This window comes from Burkholderia lata (assembly GCF_902499025.1).
In the GTDB taxonomy this organism is placed as follows: Bacteria; Pseudomonadota; Gammaproteobacteria; order Burkholderiales; family Burkholderiaceae; genus Burkholderia; species Burkholderia lata_C.
Window position 1 is genome coordinate 1 of the sequence record NZ_CABVPW010000017.1, and the last position, 16,644, is coordinate 16,644.

Here is a 16,644-nt window from a genome sequence, read left to right on the forward strand (position 1 = left end):
GGTGTCGGCCGCGCCGGTCGCCAGCGGCACGCCGGCCGGCAGGCCAAGCGCGGCCGCAGCCTGCGCGCCGAGCGTGCCGCAGCGCGCAGTCGACGGACGGACCGGTGCAAAGCGGTCGGCCGGCAAGCCGAGCGCGTCGATCAATGCGGGATCCCATGCGCCGTCTGGCGACGCGAGCGCGGTCGCGCACGCATCGCTCGGATCGGCCGCGACGTCGCCGCCCAGCGCGATGCGCAACCAGTCCTTCGGCTGCACGGCCCAGCGCGCGGCGTGCAGCACGTCGGGTTCGTGCGTGGCCAGCCAGCGCAACAGCGGGCCGGCCATGCCCGGCGCGACGGGGTTCGGTGCGACGGGCAAACCGGCGGCGGACCAATCGGCCGTGTCCGCTTCACGCACCGCGCGCGTATCGGGCCACAGCAGCGCGGGCCGCACCGGCTGGCCCGCCGCGTCGATCAGCACGACGCCGTGCATCTGCCCCGAAAACCCGATCGCGGCCACCTGCGCGCGCTCGTCGGCCGGCAGCCGCGCGGCTGCGCGCACGAGCGCCTGCCACCACGTATCGGGCGCGATCTCCGCCCAGCCGGGCTGCGGCGACGACAGCGCATAAGGTTCGCTCGCGACCGCACGCTCGACGCCGTCGGCATCGAGCGTGACGAGTTTGACGGAGCCGGTGCCGAGGTCGATTCCGAGCAGGCGCATGACGTGAGGGCGAATTCGAATGAACGGATGTCGATGATAACGGGATCGCGATGCGCGCCCCGTTTTTTGCCGCCGCGGCGGCAGGCCGAAAACGCGGTCGCCGGCCGGGTTCCACCCGGCTGCACCTTGCAGGCAAAAGCGGCCGTTCGCGGGTTAACCCGGCACGATTTTTCCCAGGCACTTTTTGCCACTATGCAGCCCACCCGATACACACCATAAAGCGGCCTATATTTGACACGGGGGCCGGCGCTATTTTGAAGGGCTATAAAACCGGGAAACCTCACTCCTGCGGCTGTTTCCCGATGATCGACACCCTGTTCCATGCCGAAATGGCATATCGAACCAGCAAAGAACGGAATAGAACCCAGCACTCTTGTTGCGTGGATTCATTCCGAATAATTTCGTATCACCCCGAAAACAAGATCATGGAGTGAGACAGATGCAATCGAACACGGTCCATCCGTGCGATGAAGTGCTGCCGACCGGCAAGCTGGTAACGCTTGGCCTGCAACACGTCCTCGTCATGTACGCCGGCGCTGTCGCCGTGCCGCTTATCGTCGGCGCCGCGCTCAAGCTGCCGAAAGACCAGATCGCGTTTCTGATCAGCGCCGATCTGTTTTCGTGCGGCATCGCCACGCTGATCCAGACGCTCGGCCTGTGGATCTTCGGGATCCGCCTGCCCGTCATCATGGGCTGCACGTTCGCGGCAGTCGGCCCGATGATCGCGATCGGCACCAACCCCGGCCTCGGCATTCTCGACATCTTCGGTTCAACCATCGCGGCCGGCATCATCGGCATCGTGCTGGCGCCGATGATCGGCAAGCTGTTGCGGTTCTTCCCGCCCGTGGTGGTCGGCACGGTGATCGCCGTGATCGGCCTGTCGCTGATGGAAGTGGGCATCAACTGGGCGGCCGGCGGCGTCGGCAATCCCGAGTACGGCAGCCCCGTCTATCTCGGCCTGTCGCTGCTCGTGCTCACGCTGATCCTGCTGATCAACAAGTACGGCCGCGGCTTCATCGCGAACATCTCGGTGCTGCTCGGCATCGTCGCCGGCTTCGCGATCGCCTTCGCGATCGGCCGCGTGAATACCGACGGCGTCGCGCACGCCCCGTGGGTCGGCTTCGTGATGCCGTTCCACTTCGGCCTGCCGCACTTCGACCCGCTGTCGATCGTGACGATGGTCACGGTGATGTTCGTCACGTTCATCGAGTCGACCGGCATGTTCCTCGCGGTCGGCGACATGGTCGATCGTCCGGTCAACCAGGAGCGCCTCGTGCGCGGCCTGCGCGTCGACGGCCTCGGCACGCTGATCGGCGGCATCTTCAACTCGTTCCCGCATACGTCGTTCTCGCAGAACGTCGGCCTGATCGGCGTGACGGGCGTGAAGAGCCGTTTCGTGTGCGCCACCGGCGGCGTGATCCTCGTGCTGCTCGGCCTGTTCCCGAAGATGGCGCAGGTCGTCGCATCGGTGCCGCCGTTCGTGCTCGGCGGCGCGGGCATCGTGATGTTCGGGATGGTGGCTGCGAACGGCATCAAGGTGCTGTCGAAGGTCGACTTCGTGAACAACACGCACAACCTGTTCATCGTCGCCGTGAGCGTCGGCATGGGCCTCGTGCCGGTCGTGTCGCCGCACTTCTTCTCGAAGCTGCCGCCCGCGCTCGCCCCGATCCTGCACAGCGGCATCCTGCTGGCATCGGCGACGGCCGTGATCCTGAACATCGTGTTCAACGGCGTGAAAGGCGAGAAGGACGCGCGCTGCGACATCCGCCGCGCAGGACACGACTTCGACGGCCGTCCCGCCGACGTGCACCACTGATCGCCACGCGCCGGATGATGGCGCGAAGAAGCGGTAACGAAAAACGCCACGGCATGCCGTGGCGTTTTGCTTTGACGGGAGCGGACGACGCGCGGCAATCGTGCGGGTGGTCGCGGCGCTTGAACGCTGGCCGGTGGCCGCGGCGCGACGCGGCACGGAATGTCGGGTATCCGCGCAACGCGACAGGCCCGGCGCAATGAGCATCACCGGAGTCCGGTGCACGCATCGTCACCCCAACCGTCTTCGCGGCGCACGATTCGAGCACGCAAAAGAAAACGCCACGGGCTTTCGTCCGTGGCGTTTTCGATTCCGCAACCAGCCGGTTCGAAGGACAAGCGCGATCGAAACCGCACCGGCCCTTCCTTGCGCTTACCCGTTCGCCGCCGCTGCCGACGCAGGCGCCGGAGCGGCCGCCTTGTCGTAGTCGACCGGTGCATCCGGCGCGCGCGGCGTCTCGCCGGCCCGCTGGACCCACCCGCCGCCCAGGGCGCGATACAGGTCGACCAGGTTCGTCCAGCGTGCCAGACGTGCGCTGATCAGCGACTGCTGGGCCGAGTACAGGTCCGTCTGCGCGGTCAGCACCGACAGGTAGCTGTCGACGCCGTTCTTGTAACGCAGGTCCGACAGGTCGAAGCGACGCTGCTGCGCGTGCTCGTTGCGCTCGAGCGCCGCGATCTGCTGGTCGTACGTACCGCGTGCGGCGAGACCATCCGACACTTCGCGGAATGCCGACTGGATCGCCTTCTCGTAGTTCGCGATCTCGATGCGCTTCTGCACGTGAGCAAGGTTCAGGTTCGCGATGTTCTGACCGCCCTCGAAGATCGGCATCGTGATCTGCGGCGCAAACGACCACGCCGCCGTGCCGGCCTTGAACAGACCGCCCAGCGTCGGGCTTCCGGTGCCGAACGCGCTCGTCAGCGAGATCTTCGGGAAGAACGCCGCGCGGGCCGCACCGATGTTCGCGTTTGCAGCCAGCAGCGTCTGCTCGGCCTGCATCACGTCCGGACGACGCGTCAGCAGGTCCGACGGAAGGCCTGCCGGCACATCCGTCAGCAGGTTCTGCGCGTCGAGCGGCATGCCCGCCGGCAGGTCGTCCGGCAGCGGCTCGCCGATCAGCAGCACCAGGTAGTTCAGCGCCTGCGCACGCGCACGCGCCTGCTCCTGCTGGTTCGCGAGCGCCGTCTCGACGACCGTCTGCGCCTGGCGCAGGTCGAGCTCGGTGCCCGTGCCGTTGTCGAACTGCAGCTTCGTCAGGTTGTACGAGTCCTGCGCCGTCTTCAGCGTGTTCTCGGTGACCTTCAGCAGATCGTCGGTCGACAGCAGCGTCAGGTACTGATCAGCCACCTGCGACACCAGCGAGATCTCCTGCGCCTGCCGTGCGTACGACGTCGACAGGTACTGCGCGAGCGCCTGGTCCTTCAAACTCTGTACGCGGCCGAACAGGTCGAGTTCCCACGACGCCGCGAGCCCGACGTTGTAACTGCGCGAGATCATCGACGCGCCCGACGTCGACAGGCCCTGCGGGATACGCTGGATGTTGCCCGTGCCCGTGCCGTCGAGCGTCGGGAACAGGCCCGCGCGCGCGATCTGGTACTGCGCGCGCGCCGCCTCGATGTTCAGCACCGACACGCGCAGGTCGCGGTTGTTTTTCAGCGCGATCTCGATCAGCCGCTGCAGGCGCGGATCGACGAAGAACTCGCGCCAGCCGATGGCGGTCGCAGCTTGCCCGTTCGCGCTGCGCGCGCCGGCCGCACCCGGCTGCGTCGCGTAGACGCCGCCGGCCGGGTACGCCTGCGCGACGGGCGCGTCGGGCCGCTTGTAGTGCGGCGCCATCGTGCAGCCCGTGGCAAAGAGCGCGACCGCGATTGCAGTCAAAGCGTGTTTTTGCATCATCACTGTCCCTTGTTGCCTTCGTCGCCGTTGCCCGGCTTCTCTTCGTGGTGCGAGTGCTCCTGAGCCAGGCGCAGCGCCTCGTCGACGTCTTCCTTCTCGCCGCTGAAGATCGCGCGGATCTTCACGAAGAACATCGGGATCATGAAGATCGCGAGGAACGTCGCCGTGATCATCCCGCCGATCACGCCCGTACCGATTGCGTGCTGGCTGGCCGAACCCGCGCCGTTGCTGATCGCGAGCGGCATCACGCCGAGAATGAACGCGAGCGACGTCATCAGGATCGGACGCAGCCGCAGGCGCGCCGCTTCCAGCGCCGCCTCGATCGGCCCCATCTTCTCCGTCATCTGCAGTTCGCGTGCGAACTCCACGATCAGAATCGCGTTCTTCGCGGACAAGCCCACGGTGGTCAGCAGGCCGACCTGGAAGAACACGTCGTTCTCGAGGCCGCGCATCGTTGCCGCAAGCAGTGCCCCGATCACGCCGAGCGGCACCACCATGATCACCGAGAACGGGATCGACCAGCTTTCATACAGCGCCGCGAGACACAGGAACACGACGAGGATCGAGATCGCGTACAGGATCGGCGCCTGCGAGCCGGACTGGATTTCCTGGAACGACAGGCCGGTCCACGAATAGCCGATACCCACCGGCAGCTTCTTCGCGAGCCCTTCCATCGCGGTCATCGCCTGACCGGTCGACTTGCCCGGTGCGGCCTGACCCTGGATTTCCATCGCCGACACACCGTTGTAGCGCTCGAGCTTCGGCGAACCGTACGTCCAGTGACCGGTCGCGAACGAGCTGAACGGCACCATCCCGCCCGACCCGTTGCGCACGTACCAGATGTTCAGGTCGTCCGGCGTCATCCGGAACGGTGCGTCTGCCTGCACGTACACCTTCTTGATCCGGCCGTCCGTATCGAGGAAGTTGTTCACGTACTTCGACGCCCATGCGATCGAGAACGTCTGGTCGATCGCATCCGCCGTCACGCCGAGCGCATTCGCCTTCTCGCGGTCGATGTCGACCTTGTACTGCGGCGTATCGTTCAGGCCGTTCGGGCGCACGCCCTGCAGCGTCGGATCCTTCGAGGCCATCCCGAGCAGCTGGTTACGCGCGGCCATCAGCGCGTCGTGGCCGAGACCCGCGTTGTCCGTCAGCTCGAAGTCGAAGCCGGCAGCCGTACCGAGTTCAGGAATCGACGGCGGGTTGAACGGGATCACGATCGCGTCCTTGTAGCCCGCGTAGCGCCCGAACATCCGGCCGATCAGCGCCTGCACCTTCTGGTTCGCATGCTGACGCTGCGAGTAGTCCTTCAGGCGCACGAACACGAGACCGGAGTTCTGGCCGCGGCCGGCGAAGCTGAAGCCGTTGACCGTGAACGCCGATTCGACGATTTCCTTCTCGTCCTTCAGCAGGTAATCGGAAATGTTCGCGAGCGTCTTCGCGGTCGTTTCCTGCGTCGAGCCCGACGGCGTCTGCACGATCACGAACATCAGGCCCTGGTCTTCATCCGGCAGGAACGACTTCGGCAGGCGCACGAACAGCAGGCCGACCGCGACGATCACGACCAGGTAGATGATGAGCCAGCGGCCCGACCGCTTGATCACGTGGTGCACGCCGACGTGGTACTTGTCGCGGCTGTTGTTGAATGTGCGGTTGAACCAGCCGAAGAAGCCCTTCTTCTCTTCGTGATGCCCTTGCGGGATCGGCTTGAGGATCGTCGCGCACAGTGCCGGCGTCAGAATCAACGCGACGAGCACCGACAGCACCATCGCCGACACGATCGTCAGCGAGAACTGACGATAGATCGCGCCGACCGACCCGCCGGAGAACGCCACCGGCACGAACACCGCCGACAGCACGAGCGCCACGCCGACGAGTGCGCCGGTGATCTGGCCCATTGCCTTGCGGGTCGCTTCCTTCGGCGACAAGCCCTCTTCCGCCATCACCCGCTCGACGTTCTCCACGACCACGATCGCATCGTCCACCAGCAGGCCGATCGCGAGCACGAGGCCGAACATCGACAGCGTGTTGATCGAGAAGCCCACCATCGACATGATCGCGAACGTGCCGAGCAACACGACCGGCACCGCGATCGTCGGGATGATCGTCGCCCGCAGGTTCTGCAGGAACAGATACATCACGAGGAACACGAGCACGATACCTTCGAGCAGCGTCTTGACCACTTCCTCGATCGACAGCTTCACGAACGGCGTCGTGTCGTACGGGTACTTCACGACGAGGCCGTGCGGGAAGAACGGTGCCAGTTCGTCGATCTTCGCGCGCACGGCCTTCGCGGTCGCGAGGGCGTTCGCGTTGGTCGCGAGCTGAATACCGAGTGCCGCGGTCGGCTGACCGTTGTACTTCGTGTCGAAGTTGTAGTTTTCGCCGCCGAGTTCGATCTTCGAGACATCCTTCAGGCGAACCTGCGAGCCGTCCTGGTTGACCTTCAGCAGGATGTTGCCGAACTGCGCGGGCGTCTGCAGCAGCGTCGATTCGGTGATCGTCGCCTGCAGCATCGTGCCCGGCGTGGCCGGCGTGCCGCCGATCTGGCCGCCTGCGATCTGCACGTTCTGTGCGGCGATCGCGGTCGACACGTCGACCGGCGTGAGGCCGTAGTTCGTCAGGCGGTTCGCATCGAGCCAGATCCGCATTGCGTACTGCGAGCCGAACAGCGTGACGGTACCGACGCCGTTCAACCGGCTGATCGGATCCTTCACGTGCGACGCCACGAAGTTCGCGAGGTCGTACTTGTTCATGCTGCCGTCTTCGGAGTTGAAGGCGAGCACCAGCAAGAAGCTGCTGCTCGACTTCGTCACCGAAAGGCCGAGCTGCTGCACGACCTGCGGCAGAATCGGCGTCGCGAGCGACAGCTTGTTCTGCACCTGAACCTGTGCGATGTCGGCGTTGGTACCCGGCGCGAAGGTCAGCGTGATCGTCGCGTTACCCGAGTCGTCACTGGTCGACGACATGTACAGGAAGTTGTCGAGACCGCTCATCTGCTGCTCGATCACCTGCGTCACCGTGTCTTCCACCGTCTTCGCGGAAGCGCCCGGGTAGTTCGCGGTGATCTGGATCGATGGCGGCGCGATCGTCGGATACTGCGAGATCGGCAGCGTGAAGATCGCCGCAACCCCGGCCAGCATCAGGATGATGGCGATCACCCACGCAAAGATCGGGCGATCGATAAAAAACTTTGCCATGAAACAGGCTCCCTGTTATTGCGCGCTCGAAGCAGCGGCAGCACTCGCCGGCGCGGCGCCCGATGCGGCAGCACCGGAAGCGGCAGCGGCGCCGGAACCGGCGGCAGCCGGCGCGGCGGTGGCAGCAGCAGCACCCGGTGCGGCATCGGCCGCCGGTGCGAGCTGCGCGGCGACCGTCTTCACGGTCGCACCCGGGCGCACCTTGTCGACGCCCTGCACGATCACGTGATCGCCCGCTTCCAGACCGCCTTCGACGATCCAGTTCGCGCCTTGCATGCCCGTCGTCTTCAGCGGACGCGGCTCGACCTTGTTGCCGGCGTTCACCACCATCGCGATCGCCTGGCCCTTCTGGTCATGCGTAACGCCGATCTGCGGCACCAGGAATGCGTTTTCGTTCACGCCTTCCTCGATCCGTGCGCGCACGAACATGCCCGGCAGCAGCACGCGGCCCGGGTTCGGGAACACCGCGCGGATCGTCACCGAGCCGGTGGTCTGGTCGACCGTCACGTCCGAGAACTGCAGCTTGCCCGGCTCCGAATAGGTCTTGCCGTCTTCCAGGATCAGCGACACCTTCGCCGCGCCCGGGCCAGTCGTCTTCAGGCGGCCGCTCTGCACGTCCTGGCGCAGCTTCAGCCCGTCGAGGCTCGATTGCGTGAGGTCCACGTACACCGGATCGAGTTGCTGCACCGTCGACATCAGCGTCGCCTGGCTCGCCTGCACGTAGGCGCCCGGCGTGACCTGCGAAATGCCGACGCGGCCGGTGATCGGCGACACGACATCGGTATAGCCGAGGTTGATCTGCGCGGTATCGACCGCTGCCTTGCCGGCCGCGACGTCTGCCGCAGCCTGGCCTTGCGTGGCCACCGCGTTGTCGTAGTCCTGCTTGCTGACCGCGTTCGCGGCCACCAGCACCTTGTAGCGTGCGACCAGCGCGTTCTGCGTGACGAGGTTCGCCTGCGCCTTCGCGAGCGTCGCCTTCGCACTGTTCAGCGCGGCGATGTACGGCGCCGGATCGATCTTGTAGAGGCGCTGACCGGCCTTGACGTCGGAGCCTTCGGTGAATTCACGACGCAGCACGATGCCGTCGACCCGCGCGCGGACCTGCGCGACGAGGAATGCACTGGTGCGGCCCGGCAGGTCGGTGAAGACCGGTACGGATTGCGGCTGGACGGTGACGACGCCGACTTCCGGCGTTTGCGGCGGCGGTGCCGATTCTTTTTTCCCGCACGCGGCCAGGAAAACGGCGGCCGTCGCGACAGTGATTAAGCGGTATGGAACCCGTTCGACGCGCATGGAGCGACCTCTGTGTATAACCAATGGAATAAGTGCCGCACCCGACCGGAGCGAGCGCAACACGGATGCGCCTCACGGCGCAGATCGAACACCTGAAATACTGGACTGCTAGATACAGCAAGCGGCACGAAACCTCCGTGCCGACAGGTTGCCCCGCAACTGCGGACTGGTACTTTGGCGGGAATCAGCAGAGTGGGATATTAACTGATTGCCACTTGGGTCATTCGATCGTAGGGTGGTATTGTATATACATTCATGAATGTATGTAAAAAGCCCGTTTATGCCCCGCCTGCTGTCCAGTCTTACGGATTGTTACAAGCCGCAAGCATAGCCAGTCTATATGACTGCGCCGAGGGTTGCAGACCCTAAATTCACCTACGATCGATCCAATCAGGCCTGCACATGGTCAGACGTACCAAGGAGGAGGCGCTCGAGACGCGCAATCGCATTCTCGACGCCGCCGAACACGTGTTCTTCGAGAAGGGCGTGTCGCACACGTCGCTCGCGGACATCGCCCAGCACGCCGGCGTGACGCGCGGCGCAATCTACTGGCATTTCGCGAACAAGAGCGAACTGTTCGACGCGATGTTCGACCGCGTGTTTCTGCCGATCGACGAGTTGAAGCGGATGCCGCTCGACGCGCCGGGCGGCAATCCGCTCGAGAAGATCCGTCAGATCCTGATCTGGTGCCTGCTCGGCGTGCAGCGCGACGCGCAGTTGCGCCGCGTGTTCAGCATCCTGTTCATGAAGTGCGAGTACGTCGCGGATCTGGAGCCGCTGCTCCAGCGCAACCGCGCGGGGATGAGCGAGGCGCTGCACGCGATCGATGCCGATCTCGCGGCGGCGGTGCGGCTCAAGCTGCTGCCCGAGCGGCTCGATACGTGGCGCGCGACGCTGATGCTGCACACGCTCGTCAGCGGTTTCGTGCGCGACATGCTGATGCTGCCCGACGAGATCGACGCCGAGCAGCATGCGGAAAAGCTCGTCGACGGCTGTTTCGACATGCTGCGCTACAGCCCGGCCATGCTGAAGGACGGCGACTGACCGCGCGACGAGCGTCCGCCCGCGGTGTTCGTTTCATCGGGCCGCGCGCCGGGCCTCTCGCCAACGCGCTGCCTGCGCCCTCCCCCTCGTCCTGCCCGTGTCAGGCCGCCTTCGCGCGCTGCGCGCGGGCCCGCCGGTTCGACGCGGCGACCGAATCGCGCTTCGGCATCGGTGCGCCGGCCAGTCCCGCGATCCACGCGTCGGTCGACATCACGGCCGCGAAATTCGACTGGAACACCACCGCGTACGCGCGGTGAATCTCCTCGGCGCTCGCCGCGCCTGCTTCGTTCTCGTACGGCAGCGCGCCCGTCGCGTCGTCCAGGTACTCGACATTCAGCCCCGCATGCGCGGCGTGATAGACCGTCGCCGCATTGCAGTTGTGCGTCATGTAGCCGGCCACCGCGAGCGTGTCGATTCCGTGCGCCTCGAGCCACGCGGCGAGGTCGGTCCCGGCAAACGAGCTTGCCTGCGCCTTCTCGATCAGGTGCGCGTACGGCCGGCTGGCAACCACCGTGTGCAGCGCGACGCCATCGGTGCCGGGCGCGAAGATCGGCGCGCCGGCCGGGGCGACGTGCTGGACGACGATCACCGGCACGCCGGCCGCATGCGCGGCATCGATCGCACGGCCGATGTTCGGGAGCGACACGTCGAGCGGCGGATATTCGATCGGCAGGTTGCCCGTCACGTATTCGTTCTGGACGTCGATCACGATCAGCGCGCGGCGGGCAGCCGGAGAGGAAGCGACTTGGGAAGCGGAAGGCGGGACGGTGTTCGACATGGCGGGCTCCGGGGGCGCGGCCCCGCCCCGGAACGGGACGGCCAGCGGCGCGATGCGATGCATTGTCGGCGCGCATCGTACGCGCGGACAGTGGCCCGATAGCCATTCTTCGATAGAATCGGGCCATCGCCATTCCGGAGCCCGCCATGACCGCCGCAGCCTCGTCCGCCCGGCCCGCCCCGCCCGTTCCGACCGTCGTCGCCGTGATCGCGTACGACGGCATCAGCCCGTTCCACCTGTCGGTGCCGTCCGTCGTGTTCGGCAAGGAACGCGACGCGGCCACGTCGCCCGCGTTCGAGTTCCGTGTCTGCTCGGCCGAGCGCGGCCCGCTGTCGACCACCGGCGGCTTCACGATCACCGCGCCATACGGGCTCGACGGGCTCGACGACGCGGACATCGTCATCGTGCCGGCATGGCGCGATCCGGACGAAGCGCCGCCCGACGTGCTGCTCGACGCCGTCCGCGCGGTCGCCGCGCGCGGCGCGCAGCTCGTCGGGCTGTGCCTCGGCGCCTACGTGCTCGCCGCGGCCGGCCTGCTCGACGGCCGCCCGGCCACCACGCACTGGGCATGGGCCGACGACTTCGCGCAACGCTTTCCGCGCGTGAAACTCGATCCGGACGTGCTGTACGTGGACGACGGCAACCTGATGACGTCGGCCGGCACGGCCGCCGGGCTCGACTGCTGCCTGCACGTCGTGCGGCTGCGCTTCGGCTCGGACGCCGCGAACCAGATCGCGCGCCGCCTCGTGATCCCGCCGCACCGCCAGGGCGGGCAGGCGCAATACGTGCCGCAGCCGGTCGCCGCGCACCCGCGCGATGCGCGGCTCGCGGGCCTGCTGGACTGGGTGCGCGCCCACCTCGATGCAGCGCACAGCGTGGACTCGCTCGCCGAACGCGTGCTGATGAGCCGGCGCACGTTCACGCGCCACTTCCGCCAGGCTACCGGCACGACCGTCACCGCGTGGCTGCAGGCCGAACGGCTCGCGCGCGCGCAGCATCTGCTGGAGACCACCGGGCAATCGATCGACGCGATCGCGCAGGCGGCCGGCTACGGGTCGAGCGTGTCGCTGCGCCAGCATTTCGCGGGCGCGCTCGGCACGTCGCCGTCGGCGTATCGAAGGGAGTTTCGCGGTGCCGGCGCCGGCACCGATGCCGCGCGGTAACGCGCGCGGCGGGCGGGTCTTGCAGCGGAACCGGCCGGCCGCTCAGCCGCCGTTGAACCAGCGCGCCGCGTAAAGCAGCAGCGCGACGAGGACGATCATCGCGGCCCACGCCCACACGGGCACCGTGCCGGAGCCGCGATGCGGGAGCGCGCTCGCGGCACGCCCCGTCAGCGCGCCGCCGAGGTGCGGCGGCAACGCACGCTTCGTCGCGGCCACCAGCGCCGCCGGCCGCAGGAACACATGCTGGCGCCGCGGCGCGGCCGAGCGCGCGCGATTCGGCGCAAGACCGTGCTTCGCCTGTACGACCGCGCAGAATTCACGGAAAAAATCGTCGGTCCATTCGTGCAGCGTATTTTCGATCTGCCGCCCCGGCAGCTCGGTGAGCGGGCCGCTCGCCGTCGCCCAGACCACGTACTCGATGCGCGTGGCGTTCGCGTCGTCGTCTTCCGGCATCAGCACGAGTTCGACCTGGCCGCGCAGCGCGCCGAGCCCGTCGGCCCGCGCCTTGAAGTTGAGCACGCGGCGCGGCTGCCCTTCCGCGTCGCCCTGCTCGGCGGCCGCATGCGCACGCACGTCGTAGCGGGCGCGCAGCGGGCCGAGCGGCACCGTGATCGTCAGCGCAAACTCGCCGTGCGCAAGCTTCACGAAGGATTCGCAATGGTCGAAGCTCGCGCGCAGCAACGCGAGATCCTCGAACGCCTCCCGCACGACAGGCGGCGGGAGCGGTATGCGTAATGTGTCGTTCAGTTCCATGACGCCTCCCCGATGAACGCGCGCCGCATCAGGACGTCTCGACGAGACTGTCGATCCGTGCAGCGTCGAAGGCAACGTAGTGCGCGAGCGCCGACGCGGCTGCCTCCGGTTCCTCGTAACTCCATGCGGCGTTCTCGATCACGCCGTCTTCCGTCTGCAAGTCGAAATGCACGGCACGGCCCCTGAACGGGCACGCCGATGTGACGCCCGATTTCACGAGCCGGCGCATGTTGACGTCGCCGCGCGGCAGGTAGTGGGTGTCCGGCAGGCCCGTTTCGCGCACGGTCAGCGCGCCGTGCGAATCGGCGTACGTGATGCCGCGATGGATCACGCGCACGCGATGGCGGTTCGGCACGATTTCGAGACGAGGGTCGGCTGCATCGGACATCGTTTCTCCTTCGGGCGGCCCGGCCAAGCCGGGCTCAGGAAACGAAAAAGCCACGGCACGGGTGCCGTGGCTTTCATTATGGGCGAAACCGCAGCCGAATGCGCGGCCCCGGCCGGAGCCGCGCGCGGCGGGCTACTGCGCACTCCACTGGAATGCGGATTTCGCGCCGCCCTTCGTGCCGACCGTGACGGCGCGGGATTCCTCGTTGCCCTGGTACGACGCGTACACCGTATAGCGGCCCGGCGGCACCTTCACGAGCATGTACGGCCCGCGCGCGTCGGTCTTCAGCACTTCGGTACCCTTGCCGTCGACGATCCGCACATGGACGTCGGCCAGGAACTCGCCGCCCTTGCCGGTGAAGCGCAGCGCCAGCGGCCACTTCGGTTCGTTGCGCTGGAACGCCGTCGATTCGTCCTGCCCGACGCCGCCGGACACGAAGGTGACGTCGCCCTGCTGGCGCGCGGCGGGCAGGCCGTCCGACTGCGCGTACGCGCCGGTCGCTCCGGCTGCGAGGCCGGCGGCCAGCGCCGCGGCGACGGCAAATCGGGACACGTTGCGTAGATATTGCATGGCTCTCTCCTTGGGGTCGGAACACATACAGGGCACTGCGTCACACATTCGAACGGCGGCAGCGCCCGCCGCGGCCGGCCCGGCCGGCCGTCGGCCGTCGCCGGTCAGCTCAGGTCGACCGGCACGAAGATCTGTGCATTATCGCGCTGGATCAATAGAGCAAGACTGTTGCCCGCGCCCTTGACCGCGTCGCGCAACTGCTCGGGGCTCGTGACCGGGCGGCCATTGACCGCGAGGATCACGTCGCCGGGCTGGATGCCCGCGTTGGCGGCCGGCCCGCCGGCCTGCTGCACGATCAGGCCGTGCGACAGGTTGTCGGCGCTGCGCTCCTGCGGCGACAGCGGACGCACCGCGACACCCAGGCGCCCCTGCTCGACCGGCCCGCCGTCATTCGACGCGAGCTTCGCGTCGGCCATCGCGCCGAGCGTCACGCTGATCGACTTCTTCGACTTGTCGCGCCAGATCTGCAGGTCGGCCTTCGAACCCGGCTTCAGGTTCGCGATCTGCGCGGGCAGCGACGTCGAATCGGCAACCGGCGAGCCGTTGACCGACAGGATCACGTCACCCGGCTGCAGGCCGGCCTTCGCGGCCGGGCCGTTCGGATCGACCGAGCTGACGAGTGCGCCATCCGGCTTCTGCAATCCGAACGAGCTCGCGAGCGTCTGGTTCAGCCCCTGCACGGCGACGCCGAGGCGGCCACGGCTCACGTGGCCCGTCTTCACGAGCTCGTCCTTCACCTTGATCGCCTCGTTGATCGGGATCGCGAACGACAGGCCCTGGAAGCCGCCCGTCTGCGAATAGATCATCGAGTTGATGCCGATCACCTCGCCCTGCAGGTTGAACAGCGGGCCGCCCGAGTTGCCGGGGTTCACCGGCACGTCGGTCTGGATGAACGGCGTGTAGTTCTCGTCCGGCAACGCACGCGACTTCGCGCTGATGATGCCCGACGTGACCGTGTTGTCGAAGCCGTACGGCGAACCGATCGCGACGACCCACTGGCCGACCTTGCTCTGCGCCGGGTCGCCGATCTTCACGGTGGGCAGGCCGCTCGCGTCGATCTTCAGCACCGCGACGTCGGACTGCTTGTCGGAGCCGACGACCTTCGCCTTGTATTCGCGCTTGTCGGTCAGCTTGACCGTGACGACGTTCGCGCCGTCGATCACGTGCGCATTGGTGAGGATGTACCCGTCGGAGCTGATGACGAACCCGGAACCGAGGCTCGCGCTCGGCTGGTCGTCCGGCTGCGCGTCGCCGCCCATGCCCGGCACCTGGCCGTAGAAGTGCTTGAAGAACTGGTAGAACGGGTCGCTCGGATCGATCGGCAGTTGCGGCTGCGGCACGCGCCGCGACACCTGCTTCACGACGTGCTTCGCGCTGATGTTCACGACCGCCGGGCCGTAGGTTTCGACGAGCCCGGAGAAATCGGGGATGCCGGTCTTCGCGGCCGCTTCGGCCGGCATCAGCGCGGCCGCCTGCGCGGGCGTGATGATCTGCGGATCGGCGCGGCGGGTGCCGGCGACGTAGCCGGCGGACAGGGCGGCCGCCACGGCGACCGCGACGGCGCCGCGCGCAAGGAATCGGGTGTTCATCGTAGGACCTCCTCTTTGTTAGGACGCAGCGTAACGACCCTGACTTAAAGGAGGCTTAATCAGCCTTAAGCGGGGCTTAAGCGGCTGCCGGCGCCCGTCCGGCAGCGATCTTCACACGGATTCGGACGGCTGCGGCGCCTTGGCCGGCATCTCGGCGTCGCGGAACACGACGCTGACGAGCAGGCCGCCCGCGGCCGCATCGCCGAGCGACACCGTCGCGCCCTGCTGCGCGGCCACGCGCTTGACGATCGCCAGCCCGAGCCCGCTGCCCGACACGTCGGTGCGCGCCCGCGCGGAGCTGTCGCGGTAGAAGCGGTCGAACACGCGCTCGCGCTCGTCGGCCGGAATGCCGGGCCCGCTGTCGCCGATCTGCACGCACGCGCGGCCGGCCGCGTCGCGCGTCAGCGACACGTCGATGCGGCCGCCGTCAGGCGTGTACTTGACCGCGTTGTCGAGCAGGTTGCCGAACATCACGCGCAGCGCGCCGACGTCCGCGACCACGCTCGCCGCCCGTGTCTCCTCGAAGCCGAGATCGATGTCGTGCCGCTGCGCGAGCGGCGCAAGCGCGGCCACGCATTCGGCGAGCAGCGCCTGCAGGTCGACCGGCTCGCGCATCGTCGCGCCATCCGGTTCGGCGCGTGCGAGCGCGAGCAGCTGCTCCGTGAGACGCGTCGCACGCGACACGCCATCCTGGAGATCCGCGACCGCCTCGCGGCGCGATGCGTCGTCCTTCGCGCGGGCGACGAGCTGCGCCTGGATCTGCACGGCCGCAAGCGGCGTGCGCAGTTCGTGCGCGGCATCGGCCACGAACGCCTTCTGCGTGTCGAGCGCGGCCGCCAGCCGCGCGAGCAGCCCGTTCAGCGCCCTTACGAGCGGCTGCACCTCGAGCGGCAGGCGCGCATCGGGCAACGGATCGAGCGCTTCCGGCCGGCGCGCCTCGACCGCGCGCGTCACGCGGCCGAGCGGCGCGAGCCCGCGCCCGACGATCACCCACACGGCCGCGCCGAGGAACGGCAGCAGCACGATCAGCGGCCACAGCGTGCGCAACGCGACGTTCGCCGCGAGCCGGTTGCGCACCGACAGCGGCTGCGCGAGCTGCACGACGTTGTCGCCGACGATCGCGCCGTACACGCGCCATTCGCCGCGGTCGGTGCGTTCGGTCGAGAAACCGAGCTCCGCGCGCGGCGCGATCGGCGCACGCGGATGCGAGAAGTACATCAGCACGCCGTTGCGGTTCCAGATCTGGATCACGATGCCTTCGTCGCCGTTGGTGCGCGAGCCGAACACCTGCGAGAACGGTTCCGACGGCAGCGCCGCGGCGATTTCCTGCAACTGGTAGTCGAACAGTTCGTTCGCTTCGGCGAGCGCCTGCCGGTAGATGAGCCAGCCCGCGATGCCCACGCCCGCGACGACGATCGCGAGCAGCCAGATCAGCAATTGATGACGAATCGACCTCAC

13 protein-coding genes are annotated in these 16,644 nt (G+C 67.4%); 3 read left to right on the top strand and 10 right to left on the bottom strand.

The window, feature by feature from the left end:
- The coding region (locus BDI24065_RS18365) for an FGGY family carbohydrate kinase (RefSeq protein WP_254609796.1) at nt 1-699 on the bottom strand (699 nt) is incomplete at its 3' end.
- Between the two features lie 439 nt (nt 700-1,138).
- Here BDI24065_RS18365 and BDI24065_RS18370 point away from each other — a divergent pair.
- A complete protein-coding gene (locus tag BDI24065_RS18370; RefSeq protein ID WP_175013938.1) occupies nt 1,139-2,515 on the top strand; it encodes a nucleobase:cation symporter-2 family protein in 1,377 nt (458 codons plus the stop codon).
- Between the two features lie 369 nt (nt 2,516-2,884).
- On the opposite strand, the gene BDI24065_RS18375 is transcribed toward BDI24065_RS18370, so the two are convergent.
- The 3 genes from BDI24065_RS18375 to BDI24065_RS18385 are packed head-to-tail and all read right to left on the bottom strand — an operon-like array spanning nt 2,885 to nt 8,901.
- Nucleotides 2,885-4,408, bottom strand: a complete 1,524-nt coding sequence (locus tag BDI24065_RS18375) for an efflux transporter outer membrane subunit (RefSeq protein ID WP_175032486.1) — start codon at nt 4,406-4,408, stop codon at nt 2,885-2,887.
- Nucleotides 4,408-7,608, bottom strand: a complete 3,201-nt coding sequence (bpeB, locus tag BDI24065_RS18380; protein WP_175032487.1) for an efflux RND transporter permease BpeB — start codon at nt 7,606-7,608, stop codon at nt 4,408-4,410. Before bpeB ends, BDI24065_RS18375 begins: the two co-directional genes overlap by 1 nt.
- Before the next feature lie 15 nt (nt 7,609-7,623).
- Nucleotides 7,624-8,901: an efflux RND transporter periplasmic adaptor subunit gene (locus tag BDI24065_RS18385; RefSeq protein WP_175032488.1), complete on the bottom strand. Its 1,278-nt coding sequence runs from the start codon at nt 8,899-8,901 to the stop codon at nt 7,624-7,626.
- A 402-nt stretch (nt 8,902-9,303) separates the two neighbouring features.
- Between BDI24065_RS18385 and BDI24065_RS18390 the strand changes: the two genes are divergently transcribed.
- Nucleotides 9,304-9,945 carry a TetR family transcriptional regulator gene (locus BDI24065_RS18390; RefSeq protein ID WP_175032489.1) on the top strand — a complete coding sequence of 214 codons (642 nt, stop codon included), beginning with the start codon at nt 9,304-9,306 and terminating at the stop codon, nt 9,943-9,945.
- A gap of 100 nt (nt 9,946-10,045) precedes the next feature.
- Here BDI24065_RS18390 and BDI24065_RS18395 read toward each other — a convergent pair whose 3' ends face one another.
- The gene (locus tag BDI24065_RS18395) at nt 10,046-10,723 is read right to left on the bottom strand and encodes a cysteine hydrolase family protein (protein WP_175032490.1); all 678 of its coding nucleotides are present in this window, start codon (nt 10,721-10,723) and stop codon (nt 10,046-10,048) included.
- Nucleotides 10,724-10,869: 146 nt separating this feature from the next.
- Here BDI24065_RS18395 and BDI24065_RS18400 point away from each other — a divergent pair, with 146 nt between their 5' ends.
- Nucleotides 10,870-11,886 (top strand): helix-turn-helix domain-containing protein, encoded by a 1,017-nt coding sequence (locus BDI24065_RS18400; protein WP_175032491.1) that lies wholly within the window; start codon nt 10,870-10,872, stop codon nt 11,884-11,886.
- A gap of 42 nt (nt 11,887-11,928) precedes the next feature.
- Here the strand turns inward: BDI24065_RS18400 and BDI24065_RS18405 are convergent, their stop codons facing one another.
- From BDI24065_RS18405 to BDI24065_RS18425, 5 genes are all read right to left on the bottom strand, one after another.
- Entirely contained in the window at nt 11,929-12,639 is a 711-nt protein-coding gene (locus BDI24065_RS18405) for a CoxG family protein (RefSeq protein ID WP_175032492.1), read from the bottom strand.
- A 28-nt stretch (nt 12,640-12,667) separates the two neighbouring features.
- Complete coding sequence (locus tag BDI24065_RS18410) at nt 12,668-13,027, bottom strand: DUF427 domain-containing protein (RefSeq protein ID WP_175032493.1); 360 nt, start codon at nt 13,025-13,027, stop codon at nt 12,668-12,670.
- A 132-nt stretch (nt 13,028-13,159) separates the two neighbouring features.
- Nucleotides 13,160-13,597 (bottom strand): carboxypeptidase-like regulatory domain-containing protein, encoded by a 438-nt coding sequence (locus BDI24065_RS18415; protein WP_175032494.1) that lies wholly within the window; start codon nt 13,595-13,597, stop codon nt 13,160-13,162.
- A gap of 104 nt (nt 13,598-13,701) precedes the next feature.
- Nucleotides 13,702-15,186, bottom strand: coding sequence for a DegQ family serine endoprotease (locus BDI24065_RS18420; RefSeq protein ID WP_011353057.1), 1,485 nt, complete (start codon nt 15,184-15,186; stop codon nt 13,702-13,704).
- 111 nt (nt 15,187-15,297) lie between these two features.
- Nucleotides 15,298-16,644 carry an ATP-binding protein gene (locus tag BDI24065_RS18425; RefSeq protein ID WP_175032495.1) on the bottom strand — a complete coding sequence of 449 codons (1,347 nt, stop codon included), beginning with the start codon at nt 16,642-16,644 and terminating at the stop codon, nt 15,298-15,300.

What these genes read in the sequence shown, in the direction of transcription:
- BDI24065_RS18400 (WP_175032491.1), top strand. Translation starts at nt 10,870, where the DNA reads ATGACCGCCGCAGCCTCGTCCGCCCGGCCCGCCCCGCCCGTTCCGACC.
- BDI24065_RS18370 (WP_175013938.1), top strand. Translation starts at nt 1,139, where the DNA reads ATGCAATCGAACACGGTCCATCCGTGCGATGAAGTGCTGCCGACCGGC.
- BDI24065_RS18405 (WP_175032492.1), bottom strand. Translation starts at nt 12,639, where the DNA reads ATGGAACTGAACGACACATTACGCATACCGCTCCCGCCGCCTGTCGTG.
- BDI24065_RS18410 (WP_175032493.1), bottom strand. Translation starts at nt 13,027, where the DNA reads ATGTCCGATGCAGCCGACCCTCGTCTCGAAATCGTGCCGAACCGCCAT.
- BDI24065_RS18375 (WP_175032486.1), bottom strand. Translation starts at nt 4,408, where the DNA reads ATGATGCAAAAACACGCTTTGACTGCAATCGCGGTCGCGCTCTTTGCC.
- bpeB (WP_175032487.1), bottom strand. Translation starts at nt 7,608, where the DNA reads ATGGCAAAGTTTTTTATCGATCGCCCGATCTTTGCGTGGGTGATCGCC.
- BDI24065_RS18390 (WP_175032489.1), top strand. Translation starts at nt 9,304, where the DNA reads ATGGTCAGACGTACCAAGGAGGAGGCGCTCGAGACGCGCAATCGCATT.
- BDI24065_RS18395 (WP_175032490.1), bottom strand. Translation starts at nt 10,723, where the DNA reads ATGTCGAACACCGTCCCGCCTTCCGCTTCCCAAGTCGCTTCCTCTCCG.
- BDI24065_RS18385 (WP_175032488.1), bottom strand. Translation starts at nt 8,901, where the DNA reads ATGCGCGTCGAACGGGTTCCATACCGCTTAATCACTGTCGCGACGGCC.
- BDI24065_RS18415 (WP_175032494.1), bottom strand. Translation starts at nt 13,597, where the DNA reads ATGCAATATCTACGCAACGTGTCCCGATTTGCCGTCGCCGCGGCGCTG.
- BDI24065_RS18420 (WP_011353057.1), bottom strand. Translation starts at nt 15,186, where the DNA reads ATGAACACCCGATTCCTTGCGCGCGGCGCCGTCGCGGTCGCCGTGGCG.